The organism is Streptosporangium sp. LJ11, assembly GCF_051918945.1.
Classification (GTDB): domain Bacteria; phylum Actinomycetota; class Actinomycetes; order Streptosporangiales; family Streptosporangiaceae; genus Streptosporangium.
In genome coordinates this window covers 173,646-188,751 of sequence record NZ_JBPXMB010000010.1, presented here as the reverse complement: position 1 = coordinate 188,751, position 15,106 = coordinate 173,646, and the positions used below count along the sequence as shown (strand labels likewise).

The following is a 15,106-nucleotide window of genomic DNA, read 5'->3' as shown; positions in this document are numbered from 1 at the left end:
AGAAAAACCGGGGTGCGCGGGACGGGAACGCCCTCGGTAGCCGTTCCCGTCCCGCACACCCCGGCGGGCCGGTCTAGTAGTAACCGGTGCCCGTGATGGCGGCGGTCTGGTTGCCCATGTTCTTCACCCGGTAACGGATGCACGGGGCGGGCGGGGAGGTGCTGGCGGCGACGTACGCGGCGTGGTCGTTTGCGGCGATCGGCACCGTCCCGATGTACCTGCCACGGCAGTTAGCGATCTTGACCTTGACGGGCACGCTGTTGGTGTCGAGCTTGACCAGCACGTTTCCGTTGTACTGGGCCGCGGGAACGAGCTCGGGCGTGAGGAACACCTCCTCGCCGGGCTGGACCCTCGCGGCCAGGTTGACGTCGTCGGCGTGGGCGGGGGTGCCGGTCAGTGCGACGGCTCCGGCGGCCGCCAGGACCAACATCGAGGACAGGGCGCGCATAGAACGTCACTCTCCTTATTCGTCTCTGCCGATCCGTCCCTGCGGATCGGACGTGGAGACACTACGGAGAGTCACATCCGGGAAAGATAACGAGGTGGGCGGACCTGGGTAAAACTCCGGGGAGCGCCGGTTTCCCTCCCGGACACACGGCGACATCGGCGGCCGAAGTATCGCCATCGCCATCGCCGATGGGCAATCACCCTGAATCAGGTACGAGGCGAAGCCGCCGGGACCGGAACCGGCCTACCGGGTGAGGAGCTTCTGGGCCTCGACGACCAGGTCGAGGTCGAAGCTGAGTTTGAGGCCGTAGTAGACGATGGCGGTGGCGGTCGCCGCGGCGGCGAGGACGACCAGGATCTTGACCGTCCAGCCCCGGCGGCCCAGCCAGGCCGTCCAGGCCGACAGGGTCCGCTTGCCGAACTCCAGCAGCCGGTGGGCCCAGTGGAACTCGGTGGCCAGCACCGCCAGTCCCGCGAAGACGACGAGCCAGCCGGGACCGGGGAAGGGCACCATGATCAGACCGCCGATGACCAGCACGGCGCCGATGGCACCGATGACGATCTTCAGGGTGAGGCGGCCCGCGCGGGTGGACCTGATCCCGTCGAGCCGGCCGTGGATGCCGGACCGCTCGGCCGCGACGTCTTTCAGCGCGTCGGCGTCGCCCGTCTCGATCCCGCCGTCACCTCGGCCGCCCGTCTCGCCCCGCACGCCGGCGGTGCCGTCCTCGCCCCGCACGCCGGCGGTGCCGTCCTCGCCCCGCACGCCGGTGGTGCCGGTCTCAGACAGCCGCCCGGCTGAGCCGTGAGGCTCGCGCACCCCATCTGAGATCGTCATGTTCTCCCCAGGACAGTCGTTTCTTCCACAATAGGCTCTGCTGGGCGGACCGGACCCGCTGACGTACTCAGATCATCCTCAAGGGGGAGGGCAGGGGGTCCTCCGGGCGGAGAAACCACGAGATCATCGCGACGGCCCCGCCACGCCCGTTCGGGGCGCGGCGGGGCCGTGCGGGCCGTCGAGGCCGGGGTACCCGGCCGCTGTCAGGCCACTGTTCAGGTAGCGGTGCAGGTGACGGTGGACGGAACGCCGTTGGTGCCGGTCCAGGAGGCGTTGAAGCCGAACACCGTGGAGGCACTGGCGGCCAGGTTGCCGTTCCAGTTCACGTTCCGCACGGTGACGTCGGCACCGGTCTGGGTGTGGACGCCGCTCCAGAGCTGGCTGATCGTCTGGCCGTTCGGGAACGACCACCTGACCGTCCAGCCGGTGATCGCCGAGGTTCCGGTGTTCCGCACCGTCACCTCACCCTGGAAGCCGGTCGGCCAGGAGTTGGCCACCCGATAGGTCGCGGTGCAACCGCCGGTGACGGGTCCGGTGAGGGTCTTGAAGGTCACCGGGACCGAGGCGGTGGAGCTGTTGCCCGCCGCGTCGCGGGCGATCACATAGAAGGTGTACGAGGTGTCGGCGGCCAGCCCGGTCAGCGCGAACGACGCCGAGGTCGGCGAACCGACCTTCACATCCGTCGCCCCCGCCTCACGGTAGACGTCGTAGCCGCTCACCCCGACGACGTCCGTCGAAGCCGTCCAGGTCAGCGTCGCCCCCGACGAGGTGATCGCCGAGGCCACCGGAGTGCCGGGCCTGGTCGGCGGAACGGTGTCGACGGGCGGGACGGTCCCGCCGGTGTCGGCGTACACGATGCCGCGGCCGTTGGTGCCGAGGTAGACGCGGCCGTAGACGCGCGGGTCGCCGGTGAGAGCCTCCCCCGCGTTGCCGTACTGGTGCTCGTCGTCGTTGATCCTCACCCAGCTCGCGCCGGTGTCGTCGGAGCGGAAGACGCCGGTCACGCCGCCGATCGTGGCGACGGCGTACAGCGCCTGGTAGCCCCCGGCGGAGGCGGACTTGCCGAAGCCGATGTTGACGGCGCTCGTGACGCCGGACAGCTTGGTGAACGACGCGCCGCCGTTGGTGGAGTGCCACAGGCCCGAGGCGGCGCCGGTCTCACTGGGGGGGCCGGCCAGCCAGATGTCACCCTCGCGGCCGGGTACGGCCTTGAACTTGACGTTGCCCTCGGCGGGCAGCCCGGTGGCGGCGGTGGCCGTGAAGGAGGCGCCGCCGTTGGTGCTGGCGTAGAACCTTCCGCCGCTGAAACCGTAGAACTTACTGGAGTTCACCCGGTCGGACTCGACGACGGCTCCCGTCGGCAGTCCGGTGGAGGCGGTCCAGGTGTTGCCGAAGCCGACCGAGTGGTGCACGCCCACGCCCTTGGGCGCCCAGACGAACCGGGAGCCGTCGGCCGCCGCGGCGATCGTGCCGCCCTCGTTGATCCCGCCGGGTTCCGTGCCCTGGAACCAGGTGGCGCCGCCGTCGGTGGAGAACGCGGCGTGGCTGTCGTTCGGCCGGTCGGCGTCGGTGAAGTTGCCCGCCCTGACCATGACGGCCGGGTTGGTCTCGGCGTAGTCGAGGCTGGTCGTCGAGGTGAAGACCGGCGAGGTGAACAGCATGGGCGGCACGGCGTCGAGGTCGGTGTGCCGGAAGCCGCCGAGGTCGCCCAGGGCGCTGACCAGCGGCGCGCCGGACGGCGGGCTGATCAGGTCGAGGACGGCGGTCTCCTCGAGCCCCTTGACCATGGGCTTGATGGTGAGCTTGCCACCGGTGTCCCACTTCTTGAGATCCTCGGTCCCGTAGATGGTGGCGCCGGTGCCGTACATCATCCGGTTGCCGTCGAACGGGTCGATCTCCAGCGACTCCGTCATCCAGCCGAGCTTGGGCGTCGTCTCCGGTGGCTGCGGGTTGGTCCCGAAGGTCAGCCACGGCGAGGAGGAGATGTCCATCGTGTAGCGGAAACTGCGTTCCGGGTAGGAGGTGAAGTCCCAGATGCGGGTCCAGGTCACGCCGGAGTCGGTGGACCTGAAGAAGATCACGTCCGGCCACCAGGAGATCTGGGTGGCGACCATGATCGTGCCGGGGTTCTGCCGGTCGATCGTGAGGCCGCTGTAGCCGAAGTAGTCGTCGGCCGAACTGGACGGGACCGGGCTGATCCGGGTCCAGGCCCCGGTGACGGTGTCGAGCTTCCACACGTCGCCCTTGGCGCCGTCATAGGGGCCCGCGGTGTCGCTGGTCGCGATGTAGAGGGTGTGGTTGACGTGGTCGAGCACGCCTTTGTGCGCGATGTAGCCGGTGGGCTGCCCGGCCACCCTGCTCCAGGTGGTCCCGCCGTCGGAGGAGCTGTAGACGGTGTTCTGCTTGTCGGCGACGCCGACGTAGATCTTCTGCGTGGTGTTGCCGGCGGTTGCCGAGCTGGGGTCGAAGGTCACCCAGACCACGCCCGGACGGTGGCTGGTATAGCCGTTGGGGTCGGAGGGGTTGTCGGCGTAGTTCCCCGGGTTGGGGAAGCTCGCGACCTTGGCCCAGGTCACGCCCTTGTCGGTGCTGCGCCACAGGCCGTTGCCCTCGGGCGCGCCGAGGTAGACGACGCTGTTCCTGTTGGGGTCGACGGCCAGCCGCTCGCCCATCCCCCGGCCGGGCATGTTGCCGCCGAGCTTGAACGGCAGCGGCGTGGCCTGCCAGGTCGCGCCCCTGTCCGCGGAGCGCAGGATGGCCCCGTTGTTGGGGTCCCAGCTGTTGGTGTACATCCCGGCGGCGACGTAGACCCGGTTGGTCTCCACCGGGTCGGTGGCCAGGCTGACCACGCCGTTGTATCCCCACTTGTCCCAGCCCACCCAGTCGAGCAGCGGGGTCCAGCTCTTGCTCGACTGCTCCCATCGATACGCGCCGCCGATGTCGGTGCGGGCGTAGATCAGGTCCTTCTCCTTCTGGTTGAAGATGATCCCCGGCACGAACCCGCCGCCGTCGATCCTGACGTTCTTCCACTCGTACGGTTCGGCGGCGGCCGCCGAACCGGCCCCGGTCACCACGGTTCCCGTCCCGGTCACGGCACCGGACGCGGCACCGGACGCGGACGCCTGGGCGCTCCCGCCCCCGACGGCCGCGCCGACCGACGCGCACGCCACCGCCACGGCGGCGAGCATGCTGAACAGCCTTCTTCGCATGTACGGCTTCCCTTCGCAATGCAACAGACAAACCGCCATGCACGATCAGGTGACGGGACCCTGACCTTCGACCGCCCACGATGTGCGTGCATGAACGCCCAGAGGTTCACATGCCGGACCCCGGGTCGTCAATAGTTTGAACAGACAACTAACAAACCTGTCGCGGGCCACGGTGAAACCCTCGGCCACCGGCACGGAAGGCCCGGAGTTCCGGCCCCTCCCGCGTCCCGCGGCCCGGCCTACTGCGCCCCGCAGGAAGCGCCGCCTTCCCGGGGAGGGAGCATCAACCGCGAGCCGGGCCCCCGCGCGGCGGCCACGTCGCCGGGGTTGGCCAGCGCGCAGCGGTCCAGCGAGAGGCAGCCGCAGGCGATGCAGTCGGTCAGGCCGTGCCGGAGCCGTTCGAGCTGCTTGATGCGGTCGTCGAGCTCGTACTGCCACATCGTCGAGAGTCTCGCCCAGTCATCCCTGGTGGGGGTGCGCTCGTCAGGGAGGGCGGACAGCGCCTCCTGGATCGTCTTGAGGGGGATCCCGACCCGCTGGGAGACCCTGATGAAGGCGATCCTGCGGAGCGTGTCGCGAGGGAAACGACGCTGGTTGCCCGCGGTGCGGCGGCTGCGGATCAAGCCCTTGGCCTCGTAGAAGTGGAGGGCGGAGACCGCGACCCCGCTGCGAGAGGAGAGCTGGCCGACGGTCATCTCCGGATTGTTGGGCATGCGCCAGTCTAACTTGACCTCAATCAATATTGAGGTTGCAGGGTGGGGGCATGACATTCGCGGAGACGGAAAGAGGGGGAGCATGACATTCACGAAGGCGGAACTCGCCTATCTCGCGGAGCAGCGCCTGGGCCGCCTGGCCACGACGGGCCCCGGCGGCTCCCTGCAGAACAGCCCGACCGGGTTCCGCGTCGACATCGAGACCGGCGTCGTCGACATCTACGGCCGCGCGATGGGCACCACCAGGAAGTTCCACAACGTCCGGACGAACCCGCAGGTGGCCTTCGTGGTGGACGACGTCGCCTCCACCGACCCCTGGCGGGTCAGGGGCGTGGAGATCCGCGGCGAGGCCGAGGCCGTCGAGGACCACGATCCGCCCTCCCCGTACTTCAGCCGGGAGATCATCCGCATCCACCCCAGGCGGATCATCTCCTGGGGCGTCGACCCCGCCCAGGAGGGCATGAAGGGCCGCGACGTCTGAATCCCCGCACCCGGGGGCGCTTCCCCTGCGGGGCGGGCGAATCAGGTAAGAATGGCGCATGACGAGAGCACTGGTGCTGGGTGGCGGAGGCGTGGCGGGCATCGCCTGGGAGGCCGGGATCATCACCGGTCTGCGCCGGGCGGGCATAGAGCTGGGAGGGGCGGACCTGGTCGTCGGCACCTCCGCCGGATCGGTGGTCGGGACGCTCGTCGCCACCGAGGCCGACCTGGAGAGCTCGGTCGGCGTCCAGGCGGACACGGAGGTCGCGACCGTCTCCGCCGTCGACATGGAGGCGGTCATGACCGCCTTCAGCCTGCTCTACGACCCGTCCCTGGACCCCCAGGAGGCCCGGCGCCGGGTCGGCGAGATGGCCCTCGCGGTGAAGGACACCGGCGCCAGGATCGAGACGATCGGTAACCGGCTGCCCGTCAAGGAGTGGCCGGAGCGCCGACTGCTGATCACCGCCGTCGACGCGGGGACCGGCGAGTTCGTGGTCTGGGAGCGCGGCTCGGGGGCGCCGCTGGTGTCGGCGGTCGCGTCCAGCTGCGCGGTCCCGTGCGTGTTCCCGCCGGTGGAGATCGGCGGGCGCCGCTACATGGACGGCGGGGTCCGCTCGGCCACGAACGCCGATCTGGCGGCGGGCAGTTCCGCCGTGGTCCTCCTGGAACCGCTGGCGCACGCCTCGCCGAGGGCGCGGCTCAAGGCCGAGCTCGCCGAACTGGGTGACGCCGCGATCGCCCACGTCGTCCCCGACGAGGCGTCGGTCACCGTGTTCGGCGCCAACGTCCTCGACCCGGGCCTGTGGCGCCCCGCCTTCGAGGCCGGTCTCGCCCAGGCGCCCGCCGTCGAGGAGAGCGTGGCCAGGGTCTGGAAGGACTGAGATCGGCGTGAGCGGGGTGGCACCACTGTGGGTGGTGAGCGGGCCGCCGGGAGGTGGGAAGTCGACCGTCGCGGCGGCGCTGCTGGCGCTGCTCGACCCGGTTCCCGCGCTGCTCGACAAGGACACCGTCTACGGCGGCTTCGTCGCCGCCACCCTTCGCGCCCACGGCCGCGACGACGGGGAACGCGAGGGCCCCTGGTACGACGAGCACGTCAAGCGTCACGAGTACGAGGGGCTGACCGAGGTCGCCCGGCAGATCCGTTCGCACGGCTGCCCGGTGATGCTGGAAGGTCCCTTCACCACCCAGGTGCACGACGCGGCGGCGTGGGAACGCTGGGCCGGACGGCTGGGCGGGCCGCCCATACGTCTCCTCTGGATCCGCTCGGACGGTCCGACGCTGCGTTCCCGGCTGGAGGCCAGAGGTCTCGCCAGGGACGCGGGCAAGCTCGACCGCTTCGAGGACTACCTGCGGGCCATCAGGGTCGACGAACCACCCGTCGTGCCCCACGACGAGATCGACAACCGGCCCGGCGCCCCCGCGCTCACGTCACAGCTGGACAGGCTCGTCACCTCCTGGGAGACCGCCCGCCCCTAGCCTCGTGCCCCGGACCTCACGTCCCGGACCCGGCACGTCTCCCGCGCGTGACCTCACGGCCGGTCGCCGCGCGGGTACGCCCCGCCGAGCCGAGCCGAGCCGAGCCGAGGCGTCCGGCTCCGCGCACGGCGTCACGGACGGCCGCGCGACGACGGGAGACGGGCTTCGGGGAGCGGGATCACGGAACCTGGAAGCGGTCGTCCCTGGCGTCGGTGATCGCCATGTGGCCGGGCAGGTGACCGATGGCGAAGGACACCCCGCTCGCCATGACGGCCGCCTGCGGCGTCACCCCGCAGGCCCAGAAGACCGGCGTCTCCCCCGCCCGCACCTCGACGGGGTCGCCGAAGTCGGGCACGCCCAGATCGGCGATCCCGATCTCGCCCGGGTCGCCGACGTGGATCGGCGCCCCGTGCACGGCCGGATACCTCGCGGTCACCCGTACGGCGGCCGAGACCAGGGAGGCGGGGACCGGGCGCATCGAGACGACCAGCGGGCCGCTCAACGATCCCGCGGGACGGCAGGCGATCGAAGTGAGGTACATGGGCACGTTCGTCCCCGCCTCGATGTGCCGCACCGGCACCCCGGCCCTCAGCAGGGCGTCCTCGAAGGTGAAGCTGCAGCCCAGCAGGAAGGCGACCAGGTCGTCCCGCCAGACGTCGCGAGCGTCGTCGACGTCGGCCACGGCCCTGCCGTCCTCGTAGACGCGGTAGGCGGGCAGGTCGGTGCGGAGGTCGCCGCCGAACAGGCCGGTGCTCACCGCGCCGGGGTCGCCGACGTCCAGGACGGGGCAGGCGACGGGGTTGCGCTGGGCGAACAGGAGCAGGTCGTAGGCGAGCTCGCGGGGCACGGCGAGCAGGTTGGCCTGGGTCCAGCCCCGGCACCACCCCGCGGTGGGTGCCCGCAGCCCCTCCCTGAAGTGCTTACGGGCCTGCGCGGGGGTGAGCGCCGCTACGTCCATCAGCGGATCATAGCCTCGGCCCCGCCCCCCGGCCAGAGTCCCTCACCCGCGCGGGAAACGCGCGACCGGCCTCCGCCGGTACGCGACCGGGCGACGCGTCCCTCACCCGCGCGGGGAGTGCGCGAGCGACCTCCGCCGGTACATGATCAGGCGACGGCGTCCCCGCCCGCACGGGGAACACGGGTGCCGGACACCGGCGGCTCCGGCGGCTCCGGCGGCTCCGGCGGCTCCGGCGGCTCCGGCGGCTCCGGCGGCCGGAATATCGGCGAAGCCCGAATCCCAGGAATCTCGGATATCGGACACCACCGTCAGACCGAGGCCAGGTGCAGTGGGAGTTCTCTAGACGAGACGGCCGGGAAAGCGCTAAAGGATGTCCATAAACATCCCGATCAAAGAGCCAAAATCCCTTTTGGAACGATTCGACAAAATTGAGTTACATTTCATGACATGTTTGCATTGCAGCTATAACGTCCCGGCCTTACGTTCCCGGTATGGATCTCGAGCTCCGACACCTCAAGATCGTGCGCGCGGTGGCACAGGCCGGTAGCGTCACCAAGGCCGCCACCCACCTCGGATTGGCCCAACCCGCTCTGACGGCGCAGCTCAAACGGATAGAGCGGGTTCTCGGGGGAGCTCTTTTCGAACGCGACCACAACGGCGCCAGGCCCACGCCTCTGGGGCAGCTGGTCCTGTCACGCGCGATGGTGCTGCTGCCCGCGGCCCGCGAGCTCCAGGAGGAGGCACTTCGATTCGCCAACGCGAACGCCGACATCCCCAGCTACCGGCTGGGCGCCACCCACGGACCGATACTCGGCGGTCTGATGGACCGCCTCGCCACCGCCTGGCCGTCCACCCCGGTGAGCACCCACACCTCCTGGTCCGCGAGAGAGCTCACCGCCATGGTGATGCTGGGCCGGATCGACTTCGCGTTCATCGGCGCCTGCGGGGAGAGCCCTCCGCCGGTGGAGGGGCCGGTGGTGTGGTCGACCGTGGGCACCGACCCGGTCTTCGTACTGCTCAACGAGGACCATCCGCTGGTGGACAGGGAGGAGGTGGAGCTCGCGGAGCTGGCCGACGAGCAGTGGACGGTCACCCCCGGCGACAGCTGCTTCGGCGACTGCTTCGCCACGGCCTGCGCGCGCGCCGGCTTCACTCCCAAGACCATCTACGAGACCGACGTGGCCACCTGCATGCACCTGGCCAAGGTCGGCCGTGCCGCCGCGCTGTGCCAGGCGACCTTCCAGCCCGCCGAAGGGCTGAAGCTGGTACCGCTCGCGGGAGCTCCGCTGCGCTGGCGGCAGCTGCTCGGCTGGCACCCGGAGGCGTCCAGCGCCGCGATCGCGACGTCCATCCTCGAACACGCGAAGGCCGCGCATTCCGACGCGATCGGGCGGAGCAGACGATACGCCGCGTGGCTGGCCGGGAACCCCGGGCTGGGCACCTCTCCATAACGTGACGATAGGAGACATCTGGTAGAGGCGCGCCTCATGTGTACGCCGTTACTTTGGCGGCACCCCCCCACATGAGGAGAGAACCCATGCTCCGCAGAAGTGCCGTGACAGCGGGCTTCGCGCTCGCTGTCGCGATGGTGGCCACCCCCGCCACCGCCACTCACCAGGGACCCGGCGAGCCCGCCGCCCCGTACACCCTCGCCGAGGCCCGGACACTGGTGCAGGCCACCGCCAAGCCGTCACCGGGCCTGGTCGACGCCGTCCGGCGCGACCTCGGAGGCACCGCCGAGCAGGCCGCGGCCAGGCTGATCAACGAGGCGGCCGCCGCCAAGATCGAGCCCGCCCTCCGCGGGCGGCTCGGCGCCTCCTTCGCCGGATCCTGGGTGACCGGTCCCACCTCCGACCTGGTGATCGCCACCAGCGACTCCACCAAGGTCGCCTCGCTCGCGAAGTCGGGCGCGGAGGTCAAACTCGTCAAGAACTCCCTGGCCACGCTCGACACGGCCAAGGAGCGGCTCGACCAGCTCGTGGCCACCGCGCCGAAGTCGATCCCGTCCTGGTACGTCGACCTGCCGAGCAACAGCGTCGTCGTGCTGGCCGGTGACGTCGCCGAGGCGCAGGCGTTCGTGGACGGCAGCGGCGTGGACAGGGCGCTGGTCCGCGTCGAGGCCTCGCAGGAGAGGCCCAGGCCCCTCTACGACGTCCGCGGCGGCGACGCCTTCTACATGGGCGGCCGCTGCTCGGTCGGCTTCTCGGTCACCCGCGGCAGCCAGGGCGGTTTCGCCACCGCCGGCCACTGCGGCACGCCGGGCACCGCCACCCAGGGCTACAACCGGGTCGCCCAGGGCACCTTCCAGGGCTCGTCCTTCCCCGGCAACGACTACGCGTGGGTCGCGGTCAACACCAACTGGACCCCGACCGGCGTGGTGAACGGCTACAGCGCGGGCATCCTTCCGGTGACCGGCTCCACCCAGCAGGTCGTGGGCAGCTCCATCTGCCGCTCCGGCTCCACCACCCAGTACCGCTGCGGCACCATCAGCCAGCACAACACGAGCGTCACCTACCCCGAGGGCACCATCACCGGCCTGACCCGCACCACCGTGTGCGCCGAGCCCGGCGACTCCGGCGGCTCCTACATCTCCGGCAGCCAGGCCCAGGGCGTCACCTCCGGCGGCTCGGGCAACTGCACCTCCGGCGGCACCACCTACCACCAGCCGATCAACGAGATCCTCTCGGTGTACGGGCTCACCCTGGTGACCAACGGGACCCCGCCGCCCACCGGCTGCAGCGGCTACCAGAACTCCTACACCGGCTCGCTGACGTCCAACGCCAACGCCTACCAGCCCGGCACCTCCGGCTACAGCGCCGGCGCGGGCGTCCACCGCGTCTGCCTGGACGGCCCCAACGGCACCGACTACGACGCCTACCTGCAGAAGCTGAGCGGCTCCACCTGGACGACCGTGGCCAGCGGGACCACCCCCAACCCGGATGAGGCCTTCACCTACAGCGGCACCGCGGGCACCTACCGCGTACGGGTGCACGCCTACAGCGGCTCCGGCTCCTACACCCTCGGCCTGACCAGGCCGTAAGGTTCTCCCCTCCCGGCCCGACCAGGCCGCAGGACTCCTTGGCCGGACTCGACCGGGTCCGGCCGAGGACGCTCCGTGCGGCCCGGGACACGCCGGAAGGGCGAGCCCCGGACGGCCGCCCGTCCCCGGCGGCCCCGGGAGAGCGGTCCGAGACCTGGCCGGTCCGCCGCCCCCGCGGACCGGCCGTTCCCGCCGCCCTCCCCCGCGAGCCCGTGCGACCTCGTGGGGGAGGGCGGCATCGCCATGCCCGGACGTCGAGAACAATGGGACGATGAGCGACCTTCTGATGCTGAGCGAGGGCGCGGTGCTGACGCATCTCGCCACCCGGGCCGAGCTGGCGAGCGGGGTGCTGCCCGCCTCCGACGACCTGCGGCTGTGGGCCCGGCTGGCCGACGGCGAGGGGGTGCCGCTGGCGGGCGGTGGCCGGATACGCACCTCGCTCGACACCGGCGAGCCCGTCCTGACCGGACCCGACGGCTGGCTCGACGGGGTGGAGCCCGAGCAGGTGGTCGCGCTGCGCCTGCGCGGCGGCACCCTGGAGCTGTCGGTCACCGAGCTGGACGACGTCCCCGCCGAGCGGGCGGTGCGGGTCGTCCAGGAGTTCGGGGAGCAGGCGCTCGACGCGCTGCGCGCCTTCGCCGAGGGGCTGGAGCCCAGTCCCGGCGTGCCGGTCGACGTCGTGGTCCTGGAGCTGCTGATGAAGGCCCCCGAGACCTTCGCCGATCCGCTGCCCCCGCTGTCGCCGCTGCTGCGCAACGCCTCGCTGGAGCTGCGCGAGGGCCGGGTGGGCATCGTGGGCGCGCCGTGGGACACCGCGTCGGTCGCCGACCTGGCGCCGCTGGACATCATCAGGCTGGCCCTGGTGCGCAGCGCGCTGCGGACGTACGGCGAGGGCGCCGACCTCTCCAAGGCCGTCACCTACCTGTCGCGGTCGGAGGTGGTGCTCGAGAGGATCGCCGACGAGGTGGAACGCGAGCCGCTCGGCCCGGCGCTGGTCGAGGCCCTGCCCCGCACCGAGCCGGCCGCGCTGCTGCTGATCGCGAGGTCGGCCGAGGGTGAGGGCCGCTCGTTCGAGGCGTCGGGGCTGATCTCCGAGGTGCTCTCCCTCTCCCCCGGCATGGCACCGGCCGTGCGCGACGCCGCCGAGTACGCCGCATGCCGCACCGACCCCGGCGCTCCGCTGCCCGAACGGGCCGCGCACCTGTTCCGGCAGCTGCTCGCGTACGCCTACCGCCCGGCCCGTCACCGGCTGATCGAGGATCTGATCGCGCTGAGCGTCCGGGTGGCCGAGCCCGCCCTGGCCGACCTGGCGCTGTTCGAGAACGACGTCGTCGGCGAGTTCCTGGACGCGCGGGCCGAGTGGCTGCGCGACGACGAGGTGGAGCTGCTGGAGTCCTGGCGGCGGACGCCGCTGCGGCTGTGGGAGGTCCTCGGCGTGTCCGGGGAGGAGATCACCGTGGCCGCCGCCGGTGACGGGGGCGAGGGCGGGGAGCGGGTGACGCTGACCGACGAGCTGCTGTCCGGGCAGGCGCTGCCCGGGGACCTGATGCTGACCAGGGTGCTGAGCGACGGGACGGGGCCGCACGTGTTCGGCCACCCGTTCAAGGTCGATCCTGAGCGCGGGGAGGAGATGCTCGCCCTGCTCGCCGACCCGGTCGACCCCTACGCGGTGGCCGCCTTCTTCAGGCGCCCCCGGCGGGTGCCCGGCGCTCCTGGCACACCCGGCGGGGACGCCGGCCGCTGAACGGCTCCGGCGACGACGGGGCCCGAGCCCGTCAGAGGGTGCGCAGGAAGGCCAGGCCCTCCGTGGCGAGCGCGTCCTGGGTGTCGGCGAGGGGACGCCAGATCGAGGCGGCGGTGGCGATCGTCCGGTTGTGCGCGGTGAACGACTCGATGCAGAGCGGGCCCCGGTAGTCCACGGCGCGCAGGGCGTCGGCGAGGGCGGGCCAGTCCATGTGGTCGGCGCCGGGCGCGCCCCGGTCATTGGCGCAGACCTGCACGTGCGCGACCAGGTCACCGGCCCGCCGCACGGCCGCCGCCGGGTCCCGCTCCTCGATGTTCATGTGGTAGACGTCCAGCGCGAGGCCGACGCCCGGGATCCCGCCGACCGCCTCGACGGCCTGCTCGACGGTGTTGATCAGACTGGTCTCGTAGCGGTTGAGCGGTTCGACGGCGACCGTCACCCCGCGCTCGGCCGCGTACTCGCCGACCGGGGTCAGGTTCTCCCGCAGCTCGGCGTAGCAGGTCTTGCGCTCCTCGTCCGACATCCGCCAGGTCCGCCCCACCGAGGCGTAGGCGGGTCCCCCGATCACCGGGCTGCCCACCGCCACCGCGGCGTCCACGCACCCGCGCAGGTAGTGCTGGGTGGCGGCGACCGTTCCCGCGTCGGTGCCGACCAGCTCCCTGCCCGGCGGCATGACGAGGACCACCGAGGCCTTCAGCCCGAGGTTCCCCAGCAGTTCGGCCGCCCGCGCGGGATCCCAGTCGTCGGCCTGCTCCACCGGCAGCTCGATCGTGTCGAACCCCCAGGCGGACACCTTCGGCGCCAGCCGGGCGAGATCCTCGTCCGTCAGCGGCGAGACCCACACCCACGTGTTGACCCCGATGGGGAACATCGGCAACCCCTTCCCTGAGTTCGGCGCGGGCTCGTCGTGAGCCCGCGCACATGGCGGGTTCCGGGCACCGCCGCCCGGTGGTGCCCGGAACCCGGTGGATCTGTCTTACTTACCGCCCCAGTTGGCGGGGAAGTCGGGCAGCTTCTCGCAGCCGCAGAGCGCGTAGTGCAGCGGCGGCATGTTGGGCTGCAGGTAGCTGTCCAGGTTCTCGGAAGTGATCTTGGGCTGGGGCAGCTTCCAGGTCTTGGGCACCTCCTCGCCCTTGAGGATCTTCAGTGCGGCGATGATCGGGGTGCGCCACTGGTAGGTGGGGTAGGTCGGCGCGATGGCCGTGAGGCCGCCGCTCTTCCACTTCTGCAGGAAGTCCTGCTGGTCCTCGCCGACGATCGCCGGCACCGGGACCCCGGCGTCCTCGAACGCCTCGACGGCCGCCACAGCGGTGGCGCCCGCGTCCATCCACACCCCGTCGATCTTGCCGTGCCGCTGGATGTAGTCGCTCACGATGCTCTTGGTCTTGGCGGCGTCGCCGTCGGTGAACTCCACCCCGACCACGTCGAGCTGGCTCTTGTCGAAGGTGACCTTCGCCGCCGACCAGCGGGTCTCCAGCACGTCGACACCCGGCAGGATCCGCAGCGCGAGGACCTTGCCCCCGGCGGGCACCTTCTCCACCAGGAACTCGGCGCCGTCGGCGCCGAAGGCGTAGCCGCCGATGGGGTTGATGAACGTCACCGGGCAGTCGGTGTCCACGCCGCGGTCGAACACGATCACCGGGACCTTGGGACAGGCGCCTTCGACGGCCGGGGTCAAGGTGGCGGTGGTGTTGGGCGAGACGATCAGCGCGTCACAGCCCTTGCCGACCAGCTCGGCGATGTCGGAGATCTGCTTGTCGTCCTTGCCCTCCGCGTCGAGGGCGGTGAACTTCTTGATCTCCTTGTGCAGCGCCACCTCGGCCTGCATGGTCTTCCAGCCCACCTGCCGCCACGGGTTGTTCACGGCGGCGTTGGAGAAGCACAGGTTGTAGGGCCCGTCCTTCTTGTACTTGGCCGTGTCCACCATCTCCGGGGCGATGGCCTGCTCCCACGGCTTGTCCGCGGGCCCCTCCGCGGTCTGGGTCCGCATGGCCAGCTGGGCGTCGTAGTCGGCCTGGACGAAGAACTTCGACTGCTCGCCGGTGTTGGGGGACGCGGCCGTCCCGGCGGACGAGGCCGCCGCGGACGTCTCGGGGGCGGCACTGGAAGTCACCGGCTTGTCACTGGCACATCCCGCGGCGAGCAGCATCGCGGAGACACCCGCGACGAGCACCGATATAGGCCTGTTCAATGAAGGTCTCCTT

At 71.1% G+C, this 15,106-nt stretch carries 13 protein-coding genes; 6 read left to right on the top strand and 7 right to left on the bottom strand.

Annotated features, from left to right (window positions below; all coding sequences use genetic code 11):
* Window positions 1-73 precede the first annotated feature (73 nt).
* From ACTOQ3_RS17080 to soxR, 4 genes are all read right to left on the bottom strand, one after another.
* The gene (locus ACTOQ3_RS17080) at window positions 74-448 is read right to left on the bottom strand and encodes a hypothetical protein (protein WP_440065412.1); all 375 of its coding nucleotides are present in this window, start codon (window positions 446-448) and stop codon (window positions 74-76) included.
* A gap of 243 nt (window positions 449-691) precedes the next feature.
* A complete protein-coding gene (locus ACTOQ3_RS17075) occupies window positions 692-1,282 on the bottom strand; it encodes a TIGR02611 family protein (RefSeq protein WP_440084367.1) in 591 nt (196 codons plus the stop codon).
* Window positions 1,283-1,497: 215 nt separating this feature from the next.
* Complete coding sequence (locus ACTOQ3_RS17070) at window positions 1,498-4,491, bottom strand: cellulose binding domain-containing protein (RefSeq protein ID WP_440084366.1); 2,994 nt, start codon at window positions 4,489-4,491, stop codon at window positions 1,498-1,500.
* Between the two features lie 239 nt (window positions 4,492-4,730).
* Window positions 4,731-5,204 carry a redox-sensitive transcriptional activator SoxR gene (gene soxR / locus ACTOQ3_RS17065; protein WP_440084365.1) on the bottom strand — a complete coding sequence of 158 codons (474 nt, stop codon included), beginning with the start codon at window positions 5,202-5,204 and terminating at the stop codon, window positions 4,731-4,733.
* Window positions 5,205-5,286: 82 nt separating this feature from the next.
* On the opposite strand from soxR, the gene ACTOQ3_RS17060 reads away from it, so the two are divergent.
* From ACTOQ3_RS17060 to ACTOQ3_RS17050, 3 genes are read left to right on the top strand one after another with little or no spacing between them, the layout of a single operon-like run.
* The gene (locus tag ACTOQ3_RS17060; RefSeq protein ID WP_362676909.1) at window positions 5,287-5,685 is read left to right on the top strand and encodes a PPOX class F420-dependent oxidoreductase; all 399 of its coding nucleotides are present in this window, start codon (window positions 5,287-5,289) and stop codon (window positions 5,683-5,685) included.
* Between the two features lie 58 nt (window positions 5,686-5,743).
* On the top strand, window positions 5,744-6,565 hold the full coding sequence (locus tag ACTOQ3_RS17055) for a patatin-like phospholipase family protein (protein ID WP_440084364.1): 822 nt from the start codon (window positions 5,744-5,746) through the stop codon (window positions 6,563-6,565).
* A 7-nt stretch (window positions 6,566-6,572) separates the two neighbouring features.
* Entirely contained in the window at window positions 6,573-7,160 is a 588-nt protein-coding gene (locus ACTOQ3_RS17050; protein WP_440084363.1) for an AAA family ATPase, read from the top strand.
* 178 nt (window positions 7,161-7,338) lie between these two features.
* Here ACTOQ3_RS17050 and ACTOQ3_RS17045 read toward each other — a convergent pair whose 3' ends face one another.
* Window positions 7,339-8,118 (bottom strand): putative hydro-lyase, encoded by a 780-nt coding sequence (locus tag ACTOQ3_RS17045; RefSeq protein WP_440084362.1) that lies wholly within the window; start codon window positions 8,116-8,118, stop codon window positions 7,339-7,341.
* Window positions 8,119-8,609: 491 nt separating this feature from the next.
* Here ACTOQ3_RS17045 and ACTOQ3_RS17040 point away from each other — a divergent pair, with 491 nt between their 5' ends.
* The 3 genes from ACTOQ3_RS17040 to ACTOQ3_RS17030 all read left to right on the top strand — a co-directional run bounded on the left by ACTOQ3_RS17040 (window position 8,610) and on the right by ACTOQ3_RS17030 (window position 12,902).
* Window positions 8,610-9,569 carry a LysR substrate-binding domain-containing protein gene (locus ACTOQ3_RS17040; protein ID WP_440084361.1) on the top strand — a complete coding sequence of 320 codons (960 nt, stop codon included), beginning with the start codon at window positions 8,610-8,612 and terminating at the stop codon, window positions 9,567-9,569.
* Between the two features lie 86 nt (window positions 9,570-9,655).
* On the top strand, window positions 9,656-11,158 hold the full coding sequence (locus tag ACTOQ3_RS17035; protein ID WP_440084360.1) for a S1 family peptidase: 1,503 nt from the start codon (window positions 9,656-9,658) through the stop codon (window positions 11,156-11,158).
* Window positions 11,159-11,429: 271 nt separating this feature from the next.
* Complete coding sequence (locus ACTOQ3_RS17030) at window positions 11,430-12,902, top strand: hypothetical protein (protein ID WP_440084359.1); 1,473 nt, start codon at window positions 11,430-11,432, stop codon at window positions 12,900-12,902.
* A gap of 31 nt (window positions 12,903-12,933) precedes the next feature.
* Here ACTOQ3_RS17030 and ACTOQ3_RS17025 read toward each other — a convergent pair whose 3' ends face one another.
* Together ACTOQ3_RS17025 and ACTOQ3_RS17020 are read right to left on the bottom strand one after the other, a co-directional pair.
* The gene (locus tag ACTOQ3_RS17025) at window positions 12,934-13,773 is read right to left on the bottom strand and encodes a sugar phosphate isomerase/epimerase family protein (RefSeq protein WP_440084358.1); all 840 of its coding nucleotides are present in this window, start codon (window positions 13,771-13,773) and stop codon (window positions 12,934-12,936) included.
* 105 nt (window positions 13,774-13,878) lie between these two features.
* On the bottom strand, window positions 13,879-15,093 hold the full coding sequence (locus tag ACTOQ3_RS17020; protein ID WP_440084357.1) for a substrate-binding domain-containing protein: 1,215 nt from the start codon (window positions 15,091-15,093) through the stop codon (window positions 13,879-13,881).
* Between the last annotated feature and the right edge of the window lie 13 nt (window positions 15,094-15,106).